This window comes from Isoptericola sp. NPDC019482 (assembly GCF_040632295.1).
Classification (GTDB): Bacteria; Actinomycetota; Actinomycetes; order Actinomycetales; family Cellulomonadaceae; genus Isoptericola.
In genome coordinates, this window is record NZ_JBEYBQ010000013.1 from 70,693 (window position 1) to 86,153 (window position 15,461).

Sequence of the window (15,461 nt, forward strand, 5' to 3'; positions counted from 1 at the left end):
TGCGGCTGAGCAGACATCCGGGAAGCCGCAGACGCGGCGTAACTCAGATGATGAGAAGGCCGCAGAGGTGCGGCGGATGGTGCGCACGTTGCGTGCGGAGTTTGGGACCGAGCATGGCACCACACCGGTTGTTCGACGACGGCATGCTTGCTGTGGCAGAAGTCGGGCCGCCGATGACGTGTTCCGCGACCTGGTCCTCGCACGGATCATCGAGCCGACGAGCAAGCACGCCGCCGTTGAGCGGGTCCTGCCCGAGATCGGTGTCCCGCGCGCTTCCCATCGCACGGTGGCCAGGCGCCTGCGCCTGTACTCCGCCGAAGGATTCCGCGACGGCCTCGCCTCAGCGTGCGCTCGCGCCGCGAGGCTGGGGCCTGCGTCGTTGCTCATGTTCGACGTCACGAACCTGTGGTTCGAGACGGACAAAGAGGACGAGTTCCGGGTCCCCGGCTTCTCGAAGGAACGGCGCGTAGAGCCGTTGATTCAGATCGGGCTGCTCACCGACGCTTCCGGGATGCCGTTGATGGTCACGGCGTGGGAGGGCAACACCGCCGAAACCAAGACGATGATCCCCACCCTCAAGGCGTTCCTGGCCGCGCACCGGCTGCACGACGTGGTCGTCGTCGCCGATGCGGGCATGATCTCGGAGGCGAACTGGAAGGCGATCGAGGCCGAGGGGTTCTCCTTCGTCCTGGGGGCGAAGATGCCCTTCCTCCCGTACGTCGTGGAGAAGTGGCAGGCCGACCACCCCGACGTCGAGTACGAGGACGGGCAGGTGTGGGCCGCCCGCGAACCGGTGGGCACGGGCAAGAAGAACCGCACCGATCACGTCACCTACTACCAGTGGAAGAAAGGGCGGGCCGCGCGGACCCTGCGCGGTGTTGACGCGCAGATCGCTAAGGCGCAGGCACAGGTCGCCGGCAAGGACACCGTCAAGCGGAACCGGTTCATCAAGCTCGACGGGGCGACGAAGTCCATTAACCGTGACCTGGAGGCCAAGGTCCGCTCGCTGGCCGGGTTCAAGGCCTACCTGACGAACATCACCGCACCGACCCCGGAGCGCTTGATCGGCGCCTACCAGAACCTGTACAAGATCGAGAAGACGTTCCGGATGGCCAAGTCCGACCTCGCCGTGCGGCCTGTCTACCACCACCTGCGCGAGTCCATCGAGGCGCACCTGAGCATCGTGTTCGCCGCGATGGCCGTCTCCCACTGGATCGAGACGACCACCGGCTGGTCGATCAAGAAGTTCGTCACGACAGCCCGCCGCTACCGCACGACCTGGGCCAAGGTCGGCACCCAGATCCTGCCCATCCGCAAGCCGCTACCCGACGACCTACGCGAAGCGCTCGAGAAGATCGATCAGGCCGCCAGCTGAGGGGACACCACGATGGCAGAAGTCGGGTTCGACGACGGCATGCTTGCTGTGGCAGCGGACCACCTTCGCGTCGACGTCGCCGCCGACCTCGAGCGGTACCCGCAGTGCGTTGGGCTCCACAGCGCGAGGCTGTCGGCCCCGCTGCGCGACACGCAGTTGGGATTGCTCGGTCGGCACTGGGACGAGCATCGCGGCGCGCGATCCGCGTCAGCGAGTGATGCCTACGTAGTCGGAGCGCGAAGGGCTGCGGGCGTGGCCTGATCGACTCATGCTTGCGTCTTCTCCCGTCACCGAGGTGGGGACGTAGCTGATAGCGAAAAGATTCCGCGGCGCTGGGTGCGGTGTCGTTACGGGCGCCCGTAAGGGATACAGGAAATAGCCCTGACCGGCACTGTCGTACTCTTGACGGGACACATGTCGCGAACGTGGCCGCACCCCGATATTGAGTGGCACGCGAGTTGCACGGCCGCTCGTGACAAGTGCAGAAACCGCGGAATCTCAACGATCCTGCGACCTCCACCTGCATGATCAACTTCTGACCGGTCCGCGAACACCCGGCTAGGCACGACGCCCGGCTGGTGGTGCCCGCTGCACAGGGAGCGTCCGTCTGGTCCTCCGGCGCGATGAAGCAGGTCGGACCACGCGAGCGCGGATGAGGTCTCCACCTGACGAGGTTCAGAGGTTCCGACATGTCGGGGTGTGGTGAAACCAGCGACACGACGGGGTCGGGTGTGGCTGAATACCCCCATGCCAGCGACCGCGTACTTGACCGGCCTGGGCCGGTATCTGCCCGGCGACCCGGTAGCCAACGAGGACGTGGCGCGCCGGCTCGGGGGTGTCGACAAGCGCACGGATGGGCTGCGTGCCCGGATCCAGCGCGCCAACGGCATCCGTCAGCGCTACTACGCGCTGGACGACGAGGGCCGCACCACCGAGCTGAACGAGGAGCTCGCCGTCCACGCGCTCGAGGACGCGTTGGCCGACCGGGGTATCACCGCATCCGACCTGGGCATGCTCGCCTGCGCGACGACGCAGGGCGACCTGCTGGTGCCGGGGTTCGCGTCGATGGTGCACGGGCGGCTCGGCGGCGGCCCCATGCAGACGCTGACGGCGAGCGGGGTGTGCGCGTCCAGCATCGCCGCGCTCGACGCGGCGGTGAGCAAGGTGCGACTCGGCGACCACCCGCGAGCGGCGGTGGTGGGCTCGGAGCTGGCCAGCCGGTGGCTGCACCAGCGGCGGTTCGACGGCGTCGAGGACCACCTGGACGCGCACTTCCTGCGGTGGATGCTGTCCGACGGCGCGGGCGCCGCGATCGTGGAGTTCCAGCCGCGACCGGACAAGCCGTCGCTGCGGGTGGACTGGGTCCGGCAGGTCTCGCTCGCGCACGAGCACGAGGTCTGCATGCGCGCGGGCCTCGACGGGCCCAACGCCGTCGCGGGGCGCACCTGGCAGGACTACGACGACGTGGCCACCGCCGAGAAGGCCGGGCTGCTGCAGATCCGGCAGGAGACGGCCGTGCTCGACGAGCTCGCCGCGGCCGGGCTGGCGCAGTTCGAGGAGCTCGTGGACCGCGGGCTGATCGACCTGAAGAAGCTCGACCACGTGCTCTGCCACTACAGCACCAACGCCTTCCGCGACGTCGTCTTCGACGCGCTGAGCGCGCGCGTCCCCGGCATGGACACGAGCCGCTGGTTCTCCAACCTGGAGACCTGCGGCAACACTGGCGCCGCGAGCATCTTCATCGCGCTGGAGGAGGCGTGGCGCACCGGGCGCTTCGCGCCGGGCGACACGATCCTCCTCGCGGTCCCCGAGTCCGGACGGTTCTCGTTCGGGTTCGCCCACCTGACCGTCGTCGCACCGCGAAGGAGCACCAGATGACCAGCACCGAGACCGTCGAGGGCTACCGCCCGCCCCAGCCGGACCGGGCGGGGCTGCTCGCCCGGCTCTCCGACGTCTGGACGGACTTCGAGGCCCGGTTGGCCGAGGTGCCGATCCTGCGGGCGCTGGACGACGGCGACGTCACGGTGGCGGACTACCAGTGCCTGCTGCACAACCTGCGCCAGCAGGTGGTCGACGGGTCGCTGTGGATCGCGCGAGCGGCGTCCAACTTCGACATGGACCACTTCGACCTGCGCTCGGCCGCCATCTCGCACGCGCTGGAGGAGCACCGCGACCACCTGCTCCTGGAGCGCGACTACGTCGCCGTCGGCGGCTCGCTCGAGGCGCTGCGGGCGGGCCGGAAGAACCTTGGCTCGCAGGCGCTGTCCGGCTACATGTTCCACGAGGCGAGCAAGCCGAACCCGGTCGGGTGCCTCGGCGCGATGTTCATCATCGAGGGGCTCGGCGCGCAGAAGGCCGGCGTGTGGGCGCGGCGGTTCCAGGAGGTGCTCGGGCTGGCGGACAACCAGGTGCACTTCATGGCCTACCACCAGGACGCCGACGCCGAGCACACCGGCACGCTCGACGCCATCCTCACGTCCGACCGGATCGACGACGACGCGGCCGACGCCATCGTCACCTGCGCACGGGTGGTGGCCCGGCTCTACGTCATGCAGCTCACCGAGCTGGACGAGATCTGATGCCCGTGCGGTCCGACCCGAGCATGTGGGAGGCGATCTACGCCGACCCGTCCGTCCCGCTCGACAAGCCGCTGGTGCGGATGATCATCGAGGACCAGCAACGCCCCTCCCGGCGGCTGCTGTACCCGATCGCGCGGATCGTCTCCCGGGTGCTGGTGGCCGTGCTCTCGGTCATCAAGCGGGTGTTCCCCGGCAGGTGGATGACCCTCGCCACCATGGACGCACTCTGCCTGTGGTTCCTGCGCCGGTTCGTGTCGCCGGACGCCGTCGAGCTGCTGATCCGCCACTTCGTGGTGGAGACCAACCTGGTGAACTTCATCATCCGCAACACCCCGGCCGCCATCGAGCCGGTCACGCTGCGCCCGACGACGCTGTCCGGACTGGGGGACAACGCCGTCGTCGAGCACGACGTCAACGTCTACGACGTGCTCATCGCGCTCGAGGGGATCGACATCACGGCGCCCGAGCGCCTGAACTTCGCCCAGCTCGACGTGCCGGACCTCGACCCGGAACGCCGTCGCCCCCGCCTGCTGCGCCTCGACATCCAGACGGCCCTGTGCCTGATGAACATCCCGTTCTGCATCGCGCTGAACCTCGAGGAGTTCCGTCGCGCGATCCACTCGCTGCGCTTCGACGATTCGTTCCTGAGCATCCTCGCCGTGCTGACCGACGACGAGACGTTCGAGCACTGGAAGATGGGCGCCCTGAGCCTCTGGATGGACACGAACGTGGACGTCCCGCAGCTCGTCTACCGGCACGCGCTGGTGTGCGAGTACGCCCATGCCCACCTGGTCTCGATCGCGCAGCGGCGGGGCGAGGGGGAATAGGGCCCTGGGCCTCGCCGCCGGCCACCTACGCCGACGTGACGGGGTTCTGCAGCCGCTCCCGCGCGGTCCGGCCGCGGCGAGCGGCGGGGATGCTGCCGGTGGCGCGGGCGACGCCGAAGGGCCGGGGAGCGTCGGCGTACAGGCTCTCGTGATGCCCGGCGGGGACGGCGTACGACTCGTGCCAGACCTGGACGGCGCCGGGCACGCGGTGCGCACGACGGTAGAACGCGAGCCATGCGGGCCGGTGGCGCCGCTCGTCGGCGTTGGCGTAGCGGTAGATGTCGTCGATGCTGCGCCAGTACTGCACGACGGTGACGCCGCGCAGGTCGGCGTCGATCGTGGTGCGCGCGTGGAGGAGCCCGGCGTCGGGGTCGCGACTGAGCTCCGCGAGCATCGGTCCCATCGCTGCGAACGCGGGGAGCCAGGCGTCAGGACGCCAGGGCTTGACCACTCGCGCGCCGATGAGGAAGACGGCGAGGCCGCCTTCGTGCTGGTGGGTCGTCAGCGTGCTCATGGGAGTCCTCCGCTCAAACGGATAGTGGAACTCTCCAATAATGGAGAGTGCTACTCTCCAAAGTCAAGAGGTACGGACGGAGGAACCATGCGCATCTCGGGTCTCGCGGAACGGACCGGGGTCCCGGTCGCGACGCTGAAGTTCTACCTGCGGGAGGGGCTGCTGCACGCCGGCACCGCCACCGCCCGTACGCAGGCCGTGTACGACACGACGCACGTCGAGCGGGTACGGCTCGTCCGCGCGCTCACCGAGTCCGCCGGCCTGACGCTGGGCGTGGTGCGGGAGGTCCTCACCGTGCTGGACGACCCGCCGACCAGCCGGCACGAGCTCCTGGGGGCGGCGCAGCACGTCATGCTCGCGCGGGAGGGTGCGCGCCCCCAGGAGCATGCCGAGCTGAGCGGGGGGCCCTCCGCGCCGGCCGCCGACCCCTGGGCGTCCCGCGCCGCCGAACTGGTCGCGGCCCGGGACTGGTGCGCCGAGGACGACCCGCTCGTCGCCCGCCTGGCGGACCAGCTCCGGGCCGCCGACGCCGCGGGTATCGACCTGACGGACGCCCACCTCGCGGCCCTCGCCGAGGCGGCGGACACGGTCGCCGCCGCCGACGTCGCCTCCGTGCCCGCGGAGCGTGCCGGGGCGGTCCGGCAGGTCGTCGTCGGCACCCTCCTCACCGACCCCGTGCTGCTCACGCTGCGCCGCATGGCGCAGCAGCGAGCGAGCGCCGGGGTCGAGCGGACGGACTGACACCACGTCGCTCGGCATCGTGCGGGCGACGGTGGTACGGACGGGGAAGCCTCGACGTTCGGCCGGTCAGAACATCCCGTTGTCGTTGGCCGCCTCGGCGGGGTCGACGACGGGCTGCAGCACGTCCCAGTGCTCGACGATCTTGCCGTCGACGTCGAACTTGAAGATGTCGACGCCGGCGATGCCGCGGTCGTCGGGCTCGTTGCTGTAGATGTTGACGAAGTTGACGTGCGCCCAGACGTAGTCGCCCACGGCGATGACGCGGTGCACCTCCACGCGCAGGTCCGGGTTGCTGAGGACGCGCTGCTCGAAGGCCTCGCCGGTGCCGTCGGCGGTGGTGGCCAGCCGCGGGTTGTGCTGCACGTACTCCGGGACGAGGTACTTGCGGACGGCCTTGAGCGGCTCCTTGCCGTTGATCATCTCGTCGTAGAGGGCGAGCAGCAGGTCCTTGTTGCGGACGGCGGCGAGGTCGGTCGGGTCGAGGATGAGTTCCATCGGTGGTGTCTCCGGTTCGTGTGTGCGGTACGGGTGAGGGGGTGTCAGCGCGCGAGGGAGCGGAGCAGCGCGACGGCGTCGTCCCCGACGGGCTCGCGCAGCGGCGCGGGTGTCTGCTGGGCGAGGTCGGCGATCTGGCGGGCCGCCTCGTCGGCGTCCAGGCCGGCGGCCTGGCCGGCGTTGATGCGCTCGGCGAAGCGGTCGTAGGCGGCGCCGTACACGGCCTCCTGCTCGGGCGTGAAGGCGGCGCGCGCCCGCTCGATCGCGGCGGCGGTCCGGGCGGGGCCGCCGGTGCGCATGTTGCCGGGCACGGCGACGACGACGTCCACGCCGGAGCCGGCGAGCTCCGCGCGGTACACGGCCATCAGCGCCTCGGCGGCGGCCTTGCTGGCCGCGGACAGGCCGTTGAACGGGCTGGGGCGGTCCACCGACATCGTGCTGACCTGCAGGATGCGGCCCTGGGCGGCGCGCAGGGCGGGCAGGAAGGCGTTCACCACGGTCAGGACGCCGAACGTGTTCACCGCGAACTCGCGCTGGACCGCCGCGAGCGGCACGGTCTCCAGCGGGCCGGGGGTCAGGGTCCCCGCGTTGCTCACGAGGAGGTCCAGGCCGCCGTCCGCGAGCACGGTGGCCGCCAGCTCGGCGACCTGCCGCTCGTCGGTGATGTCGCACGCGACGAGCCGCGCGCGACCGTCGGTGGCCTCGGCGACGTCGGCGATCTGCTCGGGCGAGCTCGCCGTCCCGAAGACGGCGTAGCCCCGCCGCACCAGCTCGATCGCGAGGTTGCGGCCCAGGCCGCTGCCCGCGCCGGTGATGACGGCGCGGGGCGCGGGGGTGGTCGTGGTCATGTCAGGCGTCTCCGTCCGTGCGGGGCAGGTGGGGGTTGTCGGAGACGTCGAGCACGAGCTTGCCGCGCGCGTGCTTGGCGTCGAGGCGCCGGTGCGCCTCCACGATCTCCGTCAGGGGCAGCGTCTCGACCGGGAGCACGAGGTCGCCGCGGGTCACGGCGTCGAGCAGCGTCGCCATGGCGGTCTGGCTGCGCTGGACCCGCACCAGATGGATCCCGTGGCTCTGCGTGGTCTCGGGGACCAGCGTGATCGCCTGACCGCCCCCGGCCACGACCGCGACGGCGACCTCGCCGGCGTCGGTGGACCCGGCGAGGTCGATCGACGCGACGACGGGGCGTCCCTGGGCGGCGTCGGCGATCCGGCCGGCGAGCCCGGGGCCGTACTCGACCGCCAGCGCACCGAGCCCGGCCACGTGGGCCTGGTTGGCCGAGCTCGCCGTGCCGATGACCGTCAGGCCGCGGGCCACCGCCAGCTGGACCAGGACCGTCCCGACGCCGCCGGCGGCGCCGTGCACCACGACGACGTCGCCCGGAGCCGGCGACACGGCGTCGAGCGCGGTGAGGGCGGTGGAGCCGACCCCGCCGAGGCCGCCGGCGAGCGCCCAGCCGAGCTGCGAGGGCTTGGCGTGCAGCCGCGTGCCGGGAACGGTGACCAGGTCGGCGTCGGCGCCCTGGGCGCCCCAGCCGATCACCTCGTCCCCGACCTTCCACGACGGGTCGCCCGACTCGACGACGACGCCGGCGAGCTCGGTGCCCAGCGCCATCGGCACGCTCCCGCCGAAGGTGCCCGAGCGCAGCCGGGCGTCGACGGGGTTGAGCCCGCCGGTGCGGACTGCCACCTGGACCTGGCCGGGGCCGACCGGGGGAGCGGGGTGCTCCTCGAGGGTGATGGCCTCGGGTGGACCGAAGCGGCGGACGACGGCGATGCGGCCGATCCTCGACATGCTCTCTCTCGTTCCTGTGGTGTCTGTAGATACAGATAAAAGGGCCTGGCTCGGCCGCGGACGGTCGAGGCCGGGGTCAGGCGAAGGGCGCGGAGACGACGTTCTCGTGCGCGGCCATGCGGCGGGCGAACCCGAGGAGCGCGGCCACGTCGGCGTCGTCGACGAGGGGTTCGAACGTCCGGGCGATGCTGGCGAGGTGCGCCTCGACGGCACCCTCGATCAGCGTGGTCCCGCGGGCGGTGAGCGACACCTCGATGACGCGCGCGTCCTCCGCCGACGTCTCGCGGCGCACGAGCCCGGCGTCGACGAGCCGGCTGATCAGGTGCGACGCGGACCCGGAGCTGTACAGCAGGGACCGGGCGAGCCGGGTCGTCTGCATCGTGCCGCCGGGCGCCTCCCACAGTGAGAGCAGCGCCTCGAACGCCGGCAGCGTGAGCCCGAACTCGCGCTTGAGCTCGGCCGCCATGGACGTCAGCATCGAGCGCTGGCCGAGCAGCAGCCCGCGCCAGATCTCCTGGCGCGGGGTCAGGGACACCGTCATGACGACCTCCGATCACGTCCGTCCGTCACCTTACCTGTAACTACAGATAGTTCGGACGTGACGTCGCTCACCGGTCCGCTCCGTCGAGGCCGCGCCCGGGGATGGATTCGTCGTCGGCCATCCAGTCCCGCATGCAGGACGAAGCCCGCGCGCCAAGGTCTAGGCTCCGGGCATGCCCACCGTGCTGCTCGTCCGCCATGGCCGCACGACCGCGAACGTGCAGGGCGTGCTCGCTGGTCGGACGGCGGGGGTGCGGCTGGACACGGTCGGGCGCGAGCAGGCGCTGCGCACGGCGGCGCGGTTGGCTGAGGTCCCGCTGGCCGCCGTGGTGACGAGCCCGCTGGAGCGGTGCCGGCAGACGGCTCGCGTCGTCGTCGAGCACCAGCAGGGCACAGCGGGCGGCACGCCGACGACCCTCGTCGAGCACGGCATCACCGAGTGCGACTACGGGCAGTGGCAGGGGCGGGCGCTGCGCGACCTTGCCCAGGAGCCGTTGTGGTCGCAGGTGCAGGCGCAGCCGTCGGCGGTGACGTTCCCCGGCGGGGAGTCGCTCGCGGCGATGCAGTCGCGGTCGGTGGCGGCGATCCGCGGGCACGACGCCGCGCTCGGGGAGCAGCACGGCGCGGGCGCCGTCTGGGCGGCGGTCGCGCACGGCGACATCATCAAGTCCGTGCTCGCCGACGCCCTCGGCATGCACCTCGACCTCTTCCAGCGCATCGCGGTGGGGCCGGCGTCCGTCTCGATCGTGCGGTACGGGCCGCACCGGCCCGAGGTGGTCGCCGTCAACACCGACGCCGGCGACCTGTCCTGGCTGCGGGGCGCCGCGCCGGCCGGCGACGCACCCGTCGGCGGCGGGGCCGGCCCGGGCGCCTCCTAGAGTGGTGGCATGACCACTGTGGTGCACGAGTTCGACTGGCCCGACCGGGTCGTGATCGGGACGGTCGGCCGCCCCGGTGAGCGCACGTTCTACCTCCAGGCCCGCGCAGGGAAGCGGACCGCGAGCATCGCCATGGAGAAGCAGCAGTCGGCCGTGCTCGCGGAGATGATCGACAAGATGCTCGACGAGCTGGTGACCGCGGACGACACGCTCTCCATCCCCGCCGAGGTCCCGGCAGAGCTCGTCGACGACGCGCCGCTGGAGCAGCCGGTCGAGGAGGACTTCCGGACGGGTTCGATGCGGCTTGGCTGGGACCCCCGGACCGCGCAGCTCGTGATCGAGGCCTTCCCCGTCGAGGAGGACCTGCCGGCCGACGACGATGCGCTCGTCGTGGACGAGAACGAGCCCGAGCCCAGCGAGATGCTGGTGGTGCGGATCCCCGTCGGCACCGCTCGGGCCTTCGCCGAGCGCGCCCGCCGCGTCGTCGCGTCGGGTCGCCCGACCTGCTCGGACTGCGGCATGCCGATGGACGAGGACGGCCACGAGTGCGCCCCGGATCCCGGCACGTGACAGCGCCGGGTCGAGCATCGAGCGGCCCGACGGGCGCGCCGTGACGGAGCAGCAGATCGACCTCGACACCGGGGCCCTGGAGGTCGTGGGCCGCATCCAGACGGCCTCGAACGCGACCTTCGTCGGGCGGATCGGCGCCACCGCCGTCGTCTACAAGCCCGTGGCCGGCGAGAACCCGCTGTGGGACTTCCCGGACGGCACGCTGGCCGGTCGCGAGGTCGCGGCCTCCCTCGTCTCGGACGCTCTGGGCTGGGGTGTCGTGCCCCGGACCTGGCTGCGCGACGGGCCGCTCGGCCCCGGCATGGTCCAGCTCTGGCAGGAGCGGGACCCCGACCAGGACCCCGTCGACGTCGTCCCGTCCCACCTCGCCGGGCGCGACGGGTGGCGCGTGGTGCTGGAGGGCAGCGGCGCCGACGACGAGCCCGTCTGCCTGGTGCACGAGGACTCGCCGTCGCTGCGCCGCATGGCGGTGTTCGACGCGGTGGTGAACAACGCCGACCGCAAGGGCGGCCACGTGCTGCCGCTGCGCGACGGCCGGCGCCTCGGGGTCGATCACGGGGTCACGTTCCACGTCGAGCCGAAGCTCCGCACTGTGTTGTGGGGCTGGGTCGGCCAGCCCCTGCTGGCCGACGAGCTCGAGGGCGTCCGCCGGGTCCGCGCGAGCCTCGAGGAGCACGGCGACGGCGGGCTCGGTGGCCGCCTCACCGCACTGCTCGACGTCGCCGAGGTCGTCGCGCTGGCCGAGCGGTGCGAGCGGCTGCTGCGCACCGCCGTCTTCCCGTCGCCCGAGGGCGACATGCCGGCCGTGCCCTGGCCGCTCTTCTGACGCACGGCGACCCCGTCCCGTCCGTCGACGGGAGCGGGGTCGCCGGTGCTCCGGACCGCCGCTACAGGGTCGCGGTGTCGATGACGAACCGGTAGCGCACGTCGCTGGACAGCACGCGCTCGTAGGCGTCGTTGATCTGGTCGGCGCCGATGAGCTCGGTCTCCGGCGCGATGCCGTGCTCGGCGCAGAAGTCGAGCATCTCCTGCGTCTCGGCGATGGAGCCGATGCTGGAGCCCGCGAACGACCGGCGGTTGTTGAACAGCGAGAACACCTGGATGGGCAGCGGCTCCGGCGGGGCGCCGACGTTGACCATGGTGCCGTCGAGGCGCAGCAGCCGCAGGTACTGGTGGAGGTCGAGCGGCGCGCTGACGGTGTTGACGATGAGGTCGAACCGGTTGGCGAGCGCCTCGAACGTGGCGGCGTCGTCGGTCGCGTAATAGTCGGTGGCGCCGAACGCCAGGCCGTCGTCCTTCTTCGCCAGCGTGCGCGAGAGCACGGTGACCTCGGCGCCCATGGCCGCGGCGATCTTCACGGCCATGTGGCCCAGGCCGCCCATGCCCACGACGGCGACCTTTGTGCCGGGGCCGGCGTTCCAGTGCGCGAGGGGCGAGTAGGTGGTGATGCCCGCGCACAGCAGCGGCGCGGCGGCCGCGTAGTCGAGGGCCTCGGGGACGCGGAGCACGAAGTCCTCGTCGACGACCACGTGGGTGGAGTAGCCGCCCTGGGTGATGGTGCCGTCGCGGTCGACGGCGGCGTAGGTGCCGGTGTTGCCCGCCAGGCAGTAGTTCTCCATGCCGGCGCGGCAGTTCTCGCACTCGCGGCAGGAGTTGACCATGCAGCCGACGCCGACACGGTCGCCGACGGCGTGCTTGGTGACGGCGGGGCCGACCTCGACGACCTCGCCGACGATCTCGTGCCCGACGACCTGGGGGTAGGTGATGGGTCCCCAGTCGCCGCGCACGGTGTGGATGTCGGAGTGGCAGATCCCCGCGTAGCGGATGGCGATCAGGACGTCCTTCGGGCCGACGTCGCGCCGCTCGATGGTCGTGGGGACCAGCGGCTCGGTCGCGGACGGGGCGGCGTAGGCGTTGACGGTGCGCAAAGAGTTCTCCTCGGTCGGTGGTGCGGCGTCCACCGTATGCGCTCGCGGCCCGCTCCGAGACACCCTGTGAGGGCACCCCTCGGCGGGAATGCGGAGAAGCCCGTTCCGTCAGCAGACGGCGTTGCCGTCGAGGTCCTCGCAGACGAGTCGGGTGCGGGCTTCGGTGACGGTGGTCGGCGCGGTGGTGCTCGTCGTCGAGATGGTGCCGGGGATGTCGGTCCAGGTGCTGGTGCCCTGGATGCGGAAGCGCCCCTGCCAGGTGGTGGTGAGGGTGACGGTGACGCCCGCGCGGTAGGCGTCACCCTCGGCGTCGACGGCGGTGCCGGGGTCCTGGCCGGGCGTGCCGAGCCGGGTGTACGTGTGCCCGACCCAGCTCCCGTCCGGGGTGGCGTCGCCCTCGTGCCAGGGGCGGCCCGGGGACGTCGTGGTGAGGGTGCTGCCGTCGGCGGAGTACGGGTCGTCGAAGTCCCACGTGAACTCCGTCGGCTCGGCGCGGATGACCACCGGCACGCCCAGCAGCGTGACCGTCCGGTCCTGCGGGGCTGCGGTGGTGTACGCCGGGTAGTGCACGTTGACCACCATCGGCGGGTTGCCCTGCATCGTCGCCTCCGGCGCCGCGACCTTCATCGTCTTGAACTCGCGCTGCACTGCTGCGGCGATCTCGGCGGGGGACACGCACTCGTCCTCGGTGAGCTGCTCCGCCTCGTCGAACGTGCCGTCCTCGCGGGCCCGCTGCACCCACAGCGCATCCAGGGCGTACTCCCCGTCCTCGCACGGCATCGTGATCTCGACGACGTCCGTGCCGTCCGGGCACGCGCCCGGTGCCGTCACGATGCCGCTGAGGGCGTCCAGGTCCTCACCCAGCGTTCCGCACGTCACCGCGTCAGTGCGGGCGTAGCGGTCCTGGGGTTCGTCGTTGGCCGGCTCGCGGCCGTCGGCACCATTCGTCCAGGCGTTCGAAGTGCCGTCGACAGTCACGGTGTCGTCGTCGTTGTCTGTCTTGCCTTCGTAGTCGGGGACCCCGGCCGACACAGAAACGATCAAAGCTATAAACGCGACGCTAGTTGTGATTCGACCCATGTCAGCGCTCCTGGTCGTTCACAACCCCGACGATTACCCACTCGTCGTCTTTGCGGGCAACCTCGACGCGTGATGTAGCAACAAGGGCACCTTGGGACGCGATCTCTTTGCCATCTGAATCGGTGATCGCCCAGGGTTTCTCAGACGTTTCCACGTCAATTGGCCAGATCCCCGTTGTGGAATCCTGCTCGTAGGTGTGAACGGCTCGTGCTTCGGTGTCTCCGCCTTCGAACTTGTCCTTCCGCTCGGCGATTGTTCTTGCTTGTTCGAGGCGTGCATCGCAAAAACCGCAGGCACTGCCAGACATCGCCTCCCACTCAGCCGTGTCGCCGGTCTTCATGATGTAGTCGTCGAGCTCGAGGAAGTACACCGCCGCGGCTTCGGCGCCGGCGGGGCCGTCGTCGTCCATCTCCTTCGGGCGCTCGGGCGCCACGTCGACGGCGGTAGAGGTGGGCGACGGCGATGCCTCGGCGCTGGAGCTGGTCGCGGTCGGCTCGGGCGAGGGTGTGGCGGGTGGGTCGTCGTCGCACGCGGCGACGAGGAGCGCGGTGGCAGCGGCGATGGAGGCGGCGGCGAGGATGGCCCGGCTTCGGGTCATGACGAGGCTCCCTGTCGGCGGTGACGTCGGGCGTCACTGTAGAGCAAACGGTCAGACGGTTGCCCGGGTGTCTGTGGACGACGCTGTCGGTGCAGGTCAACGCGCCCTCGCCAGGGCGTGCGCGCCGTCGACGTCGTGCGATCTCTGCGACGCCGTCCTGCGCCCCAGGGGTTGAAGGGCCGCCGCCGGTGTGGTGACGTGGAGGCTGCGAGGCCGCCGCGACCCGCGCGGCCCTCGCCTCGCGGAAGATTGCCCTGAGAGGTCGTGACGATGGTGTCGACGTGGGCCGACTTCCAGTCCGCGCAGCGCTCCGCGCTGGCCGCGCTGGTGGCCGGCGACCCGCACGACTTCCAGCAGCTGTGGGACCACGCCCCGGACGTGTCGCTGCTCGGCGCGTTCGGGGGAGTCGCGCGCGGCTGGGACCAGGTGCGCGACCGCCTCGCCGCCGTGGCGGCGACGTACGGCGACGGCGTCTACCGGCGGCTCGACCAGCTGGACGAGCACGTCCACGGCGACACGGCCTGGACGGTGCACGTGGAGGAGATCCACTCCCGGTCGGCGGCCGGGGAGCCGGTGGTGCGGGAGCGCCGCGTCACCAAGGTCTACCGGCGCCTCGCGGACGGCTGGCGGATCGTGCACATGCATTCCGACCCGCTGGTCACCACGGAGTTCCCGGGGAACACCTGACCGCTCGCGGGATCAGTCGAGCGGGCGCACGAACGTCCGGAACTCGCCGCGCCCGGTGTGCAGCTCCCACAGGCGCTGGGCGAGGGCGTCGGGGGCGTGGTCGGGCTCCCCGCCGCCGATGCCCAGCGGGATGATGAGCTGCGCGACGTGGATGCCCTCCGGCGCGAGGGCCTCGTGCAGCAGCCGGGCGTAGGCGCTCTCGGCGGCGAAGGCGACGGACGTGCCGGTGACGGCGTCGCGCGGCCGGACGGCGCTGCCGCCGTTGGGGAACAGGACGGTGCCGCGGCCGAGCTCGCGCATCCCGGGCAGCACCTGCCGGACGGCGGCGGCGGGGCCGAGCACGGACAGCTCGAGCGGGCCGACGAGGTCGTCGGCGGTGGTCTCGAGCGTCGGCTTCATGAACTCGCGCGCGGGCACCGGGCTGTACTGCAGCACCTCGACGGGGCCGAGCTCGGCGGCCGCCCGGTCGAGCGCGGCGGTCAGCGCGGTGCGGTCACGGGCGTCGGCGACGTACCCGGCGGCGGTGACCCCCTCGTCGCGCAGCCCGGACGCGAGCCGGTCCAGCTTCGCGGCGTCCCGGGCGACGAGCGCGACGGAGAAGCCCTCGCGGCCGAAGCGCCGCGCGACCGACAGCCCCAGGCCGGGGCCGGCACCGATGATGGCGAGCGTCGTCATGTCGTTCCTCCCACGCGGCGGCCGGCGCCCGTACGGCACCGGCTCGGGTCCCAGTCAACGCCCCCGGCGGCGGGCAGGGGAGTCCCCGGCGTGAGGTGTACCGCCAGGGGACCCCACGGTGTCCACGCCGGGCGGAGGTGCCGCGGCCGCGGTTCGATGTCGGGAGCAGATGTCGAGGACGCG

Annotated in this window: 17 protein-coding genes and 1 pseudogene; 9 read left to right on the forward strand and 9 right to left on the reverse strand. The window is 71.6% G+C overall.

Annotation, left to right across the window (positions count from 1 at the left end):
* Nucleotides 1-7: 7 nt before the first annotated feature.
* From ABZ493_RS11035 to ABZ493_RS11050, 4 genes and pseudogenes are all read left to right on the forward strand, one after another.
* A pseudogene (locus tag ABZ493_RS11035) lies at nucleotides 8-1,375 on the forward strand (IS1634 family transposase); the annotation flags it as partial.
* Between the two features lie 747 nt (nucleotides 1,376-2,122).
* A complete protein-coding gene (locus ABZ493_RS11040; protein WP_430582209.1) occupies nucleotides 2,123-3,253 on the forward strand; it encodes a 3-oxoacyl-[acyl-carrier-protein] synthase III C-terminal domain-containing protein in 1,131 nt (376 codons plus the stop codon).
* Nucleotides 3,250-3,954 (forward strand): iron-containing redox enzyme family protein, encoded by a 705-nt coding sequence (locus ABZ493_RS11045; RefSeq protein WP_430582210.1) that lies wholly within the window; start codon nucleotides 3,250-3,252, stop codon nucleotides 3,952-3,954. Before ABZ493_RS11040 ends, ABZ493_RS11045 begins: the two co-directional genes overlap by 4 nt.
* Nucleotides 3,954-4,781 carry a hypothetical protein gene (locus ABZ493_RS11050; RefSeq protein WP_430582211.1) on the forward strand — a complete coding sequence of 276 codons (828 nt, stop codon included), beginning with the start codon at nucleotides 3,954-3,956 and terminating at the stop codon, nucleotides 4,779-4,781. Before ABZ493_RS11045 ends, ABZ493_RS11050 begins: the two co-directional genes overlap by 1 nt.
* Nucleotides 4,782-4,806: 25 nt before the next feature.
* Here ABZ493_RS11050 and ABZ493_RS11055 read toward each other — a convergent pair whose 3' ends face one another.
* On the reverse strand, nucleotides 4,807-5,295 hold the full coding sequence (locus ABZ493_RS11055; RefSeq protein ID WP_430582212.1) for a DUF4188 domain-containing protein: 489 nt from the start codon (nucleotides 5,293-5,295) through the stop codon (nucleotides 4,807-4,809).
* Nucleotides 5,296-5,382: 87 nt separating this feature from the next.
* Between ABZ493_RS11055 and ABZ493_RS11060 the strand changes: the two genes are divergently transcribed.
* Nucleotides 5,383-6,036, forward strand: a complete 654-nt coding sequence (locus ABZ493_RS11060) for a MerR family transcriptional regulator (protein ID WP_430582213.1) — start codon at nucleotides 5,383-5,385, stop codon at nucleotides 6,034-6,036.
* Between the two features lie 66 nt (nucleotides 6,037-6,102).
* Here the strand turns inward: ABZ493_RS11060 and ABZ493_RS11065 are convergent, their stop codons facing one another.
* The 4 genes from ABZ493_RS11065 to ABZ493_RS11080 all read right to left on the reverse strand — a co-directional run bounded on the left by ABZ493_RS11065 (nucleotide 6,103) and on the right by ABZ493_RS11080 (nucleotide 8,863).
* Nucleotides 6,103-6,531: a nuclear transport factor 2 family protein gene (locus ABZ493_RS11065; protein ID WP_430582214.1), complete on the reverse strand. Its 429-nt coding sequence runs from the start codon at nucleotides 6,529-6,531 to the stop codon at nucleotides 6,103-6,105.
* 44 nt (nucleotides 6,532-6,575) lie between these two features.
* The gene (locus tag ABZ493_RS11070; RefSeq protein WP_430582215.1) at nucleotides 6,576-7,379 is read right to left on the reverse strand and encodes an SDR family NAD(P)-dependent oxidoreductase; all 804 of its coding nucleotides are present in this window, start codon (nucleotides 7,377-7,379) and stop codon (nucleotides 6,576-6,578) included.
* Nucleotide 7,380: 1 nt separating this feature from the next.
* The gene (locus tag ABZ493_RS11075) at nucleotides 7,381-8,322 is read right to left on the reverse strand and encodes an NADP-dependent oxidoreductase (protein WP_430582216.1); all 942 of its coding nucleotides are present in this window, start codon (nucleotides 8,320-8,322) and stop codon (nucleotides 7,381-7,383) included.
* Between the two features lie 76 nt (nucleotides 8,323-8,398).
* Complete coding sequence (locus ABZ493_RS11080) at nucleotides 8,399-8,863, reverse strand: MarR family transcriptional regulator (protein WP_430582217.1); 465 nt, start codon at nucleotides 8,861-8,863, stop codon at nucleotides 8,399-8,401.
* 172 nt (nucleotides 8,864-9,035) lie between these two features.
* Between ABZ493_RS11080 and ABZ493_RS11085 the strand changes: the two genes are divergently transcribed.
* From ABZ493_RS11085 to ABZ493_RS11095, 3 genes are read left to right on the forward strand one after another with little or no spacing between them, the layout of a single operon-like run.
* Nucleotides 9,036-9,740: an MSMEG_4193 family putative phosphomutase gene (locus ABZ493_RS11085; protein WP_430582218.1), complete on the forward strand. Its 705-nt coding sequence runs from the start codon at nucleotides 9,036-9,038 to the stop codon at nucleotides 9,738-9,740.
* Nucleotides 9,741-9,749: 9 nt separating this feature from the next.
* Entirely contained in the window at nucleotides 9,750-10,310 is a 561-nt protein-coding gene (locus ABZ493_RS11090) for a DUF3090 domain-containing protein (RefSeq protein WP_430582219.1), read from the forward strand.
* A gap of 40 nt (nucleotides 10,311-10,350) precedes the next feature.
* Complete coding sequence (locus tag ABZ493_RS11095; protein WP_430582220.1) at nucleotides 10,351-11,136, forward strand: SCO1664 family protein; 786 nt, start codon at nucleotides 10,351-10,353, stop codon at nucleotides 11,134-11,136.
* 61 nt (nucleotides 11,137-11,197) lie between these two features.
* Here ABZ493_RS11095 and ABZ493_RS11100 read toward each other — a convergent pair whose 3' ends face one another.
* The 3 genes from ABZ493_RS11100 to ABZ493_RS11110 form a co-directional block, all read right to left on the reverse strand.
* Nucleotides 11,198-12,238, reverse strand: coding sequence for an NAD(P)-dependent alcohol dehydrogenase (locus ABZ493_RS11100; RefSeq protein WP_430582221.1), 1,041 nt, complete (start codon nucleotides 12,236-12,238; stop codon nucleotides 11,198-11,200).
* 108 nt (nucleotides 12,239-12,346) lie between these two features.
* Entirely contained in the window at nucleotides 12,347-13,117 is a 771-nt protein-coding gene (locus tag ABZ493_RS11105) for a hypothetical protein (RefSeq protein WP_430582222.1), read from the reverse strand.
* 202 nt (nucleotides 13,118-13,319) lie between these two features.
* Nucleotides 13,320-13,916: a DUF6318 family protein gene (locus tag ABZ493_RS11110; RefSeq protein ID WP_430582223.1), complete on the reverse strand. Its 597-nt coding sequence runs from the start codon at nucleotides 13,914-13,916 to the stop codon at nucleotides 13,320-13,322.
* Between the two features lie 270 nt (nucleotides 13,917-14,186).
* On the opposite strand from ABZ493_RS11110, the gene ABZ493_RS11115 reads away from it, so the two are divergent.
* Nucleotides 14,187-14,603, forward strand: coding sequence for a nuclear transport factor 2 family protein (locus tag ABZ493_RS11115; protein ID WP_430582224.1), 417 nt, complete (start codon nucleotides 14,187-14,189; stop codon nucleotides 14,601-14,603).
* Between the two features lie 12 nt (nucleotides 14,604-14,615).
* Here ABZ493_RS11115 and ABZ493_RS11120 read toward each other — a convergent pair whose 3' ends face one another.
* Nucleotides 14,616-15,278, reverse strand: a complete 663-nt coding sequence (locus ABZ493_RS11120) for an SDR family NAD(P)-dependent oxidoreductase (protein WP_430582225.1) — start codon at nucleotides 15,276-15,278, stop codon at nucleotides 14,616-14,618.
* Between the last annotated feature and the right edge of the window lie 183 nt (nucleotides 15,279-15,461).

Bases quoted from the DNA above. Each gene is read 5' to 3' on its own strand.
- ABZ493_RS11085 (WP_430582218.1), top strand. From the start codon at position 9,036: ATGCCCACCGTGCTGCTCGTCCGCCATGGCCGCACGACCGCGAACGTG.
- ABZ493_RS11055 (WP_430582212.1), bottom strand. From the start codon at position 5,295: ATGAGCACGCTGACGACCCACCAGCACGAAGGCGGCCTCGCCGTCTTC.
- ABZ493_RS11045 (WP_430582210.1), top strand. From the start codon at position 3,250: ATGACCAGCACCGAGACCGTCGAGGGCTACCGCCCGCCCCAGCCGGAC.
- ABZ493_RS11075 (WP_430582216.1), bottom strand. From the start codon at position 8,322: ATGTCGAGGATCGGCCGCATCGCCGTCGTCCGCCGCTTCGGTCCACCC.
- ABZ493_RS11050 (WP_430582211.1), top strand. From the start codon at position 3,954: ATGCCCGTGCGGTCCGACCCGAGCATGTGGGAGGCGATCTACGCCGAC.
- ABZ493_RS11040 (WP_430582209.1), top strand. From the start codon at position 2,123: ATGCCAGCGACCGCGTACTTGACCGGCCTGGGCCGGTATCTGCCCGGC.
- ABZ493_RS11115 (WP_430582224.1), top strand. From the start codon at position 14,187: ATGGTGTCGACGTGGGCCGACTTCCAGTCCGCGCAGCGCTCCGCGCTG.
- ABZ493_RS11110 (WP_430582223.1), bottom strand. From the start codon at position 13,916: ATGACCCGAAGCCGGGCCATCCTCGCCGCCGCCTCCATCGCCGCTGCC.
- ABZ493_RS11090 (WP_430582219.1), top strand. From the start codon at position 9,750: ATGACCACTGTGGTGCACGAGTTCGACTGGCCCGACCGGGTCGTGATC.
- ABZ493_RS11065 (WP_430582214.1), bottom strand. From the start codon at position 6,531: ATGGAACTCATCCTCGACCCGACCGACCTCGCCGCCGTCCGCAACAAG.
- ABZ493_RS11080 (WP_430582217.1), bottom strand. From the start codon at position 8,863: ATGACGGTGTCCCTGACCCCGCGCCAGGAGATCTGGCGCGGGCTGCTG.
- ABZ493_RS11120 (WP_430582225.1), bottom strand. From the start codon at position 15,278: ATGACGACGCTCGCCATCATCGGTGCCGGCCCCGGCCTGGGGCTGTCG.
- ABZ493_RS11060 (WP_430582213.1), top strand. From the start codon at position 5,383: ATGCGCATCTCGGGTCTCGCGGAACGGACCGGGGTCCCGGTCGCGACG.
- ABZ493_RS11070 (WP_430582215.1), bottom strand. From the start codon at position 7,379: ATGACCACGACCACCCCCGCGCCCCGCGCCGTCATCACCGGCGCGGGC.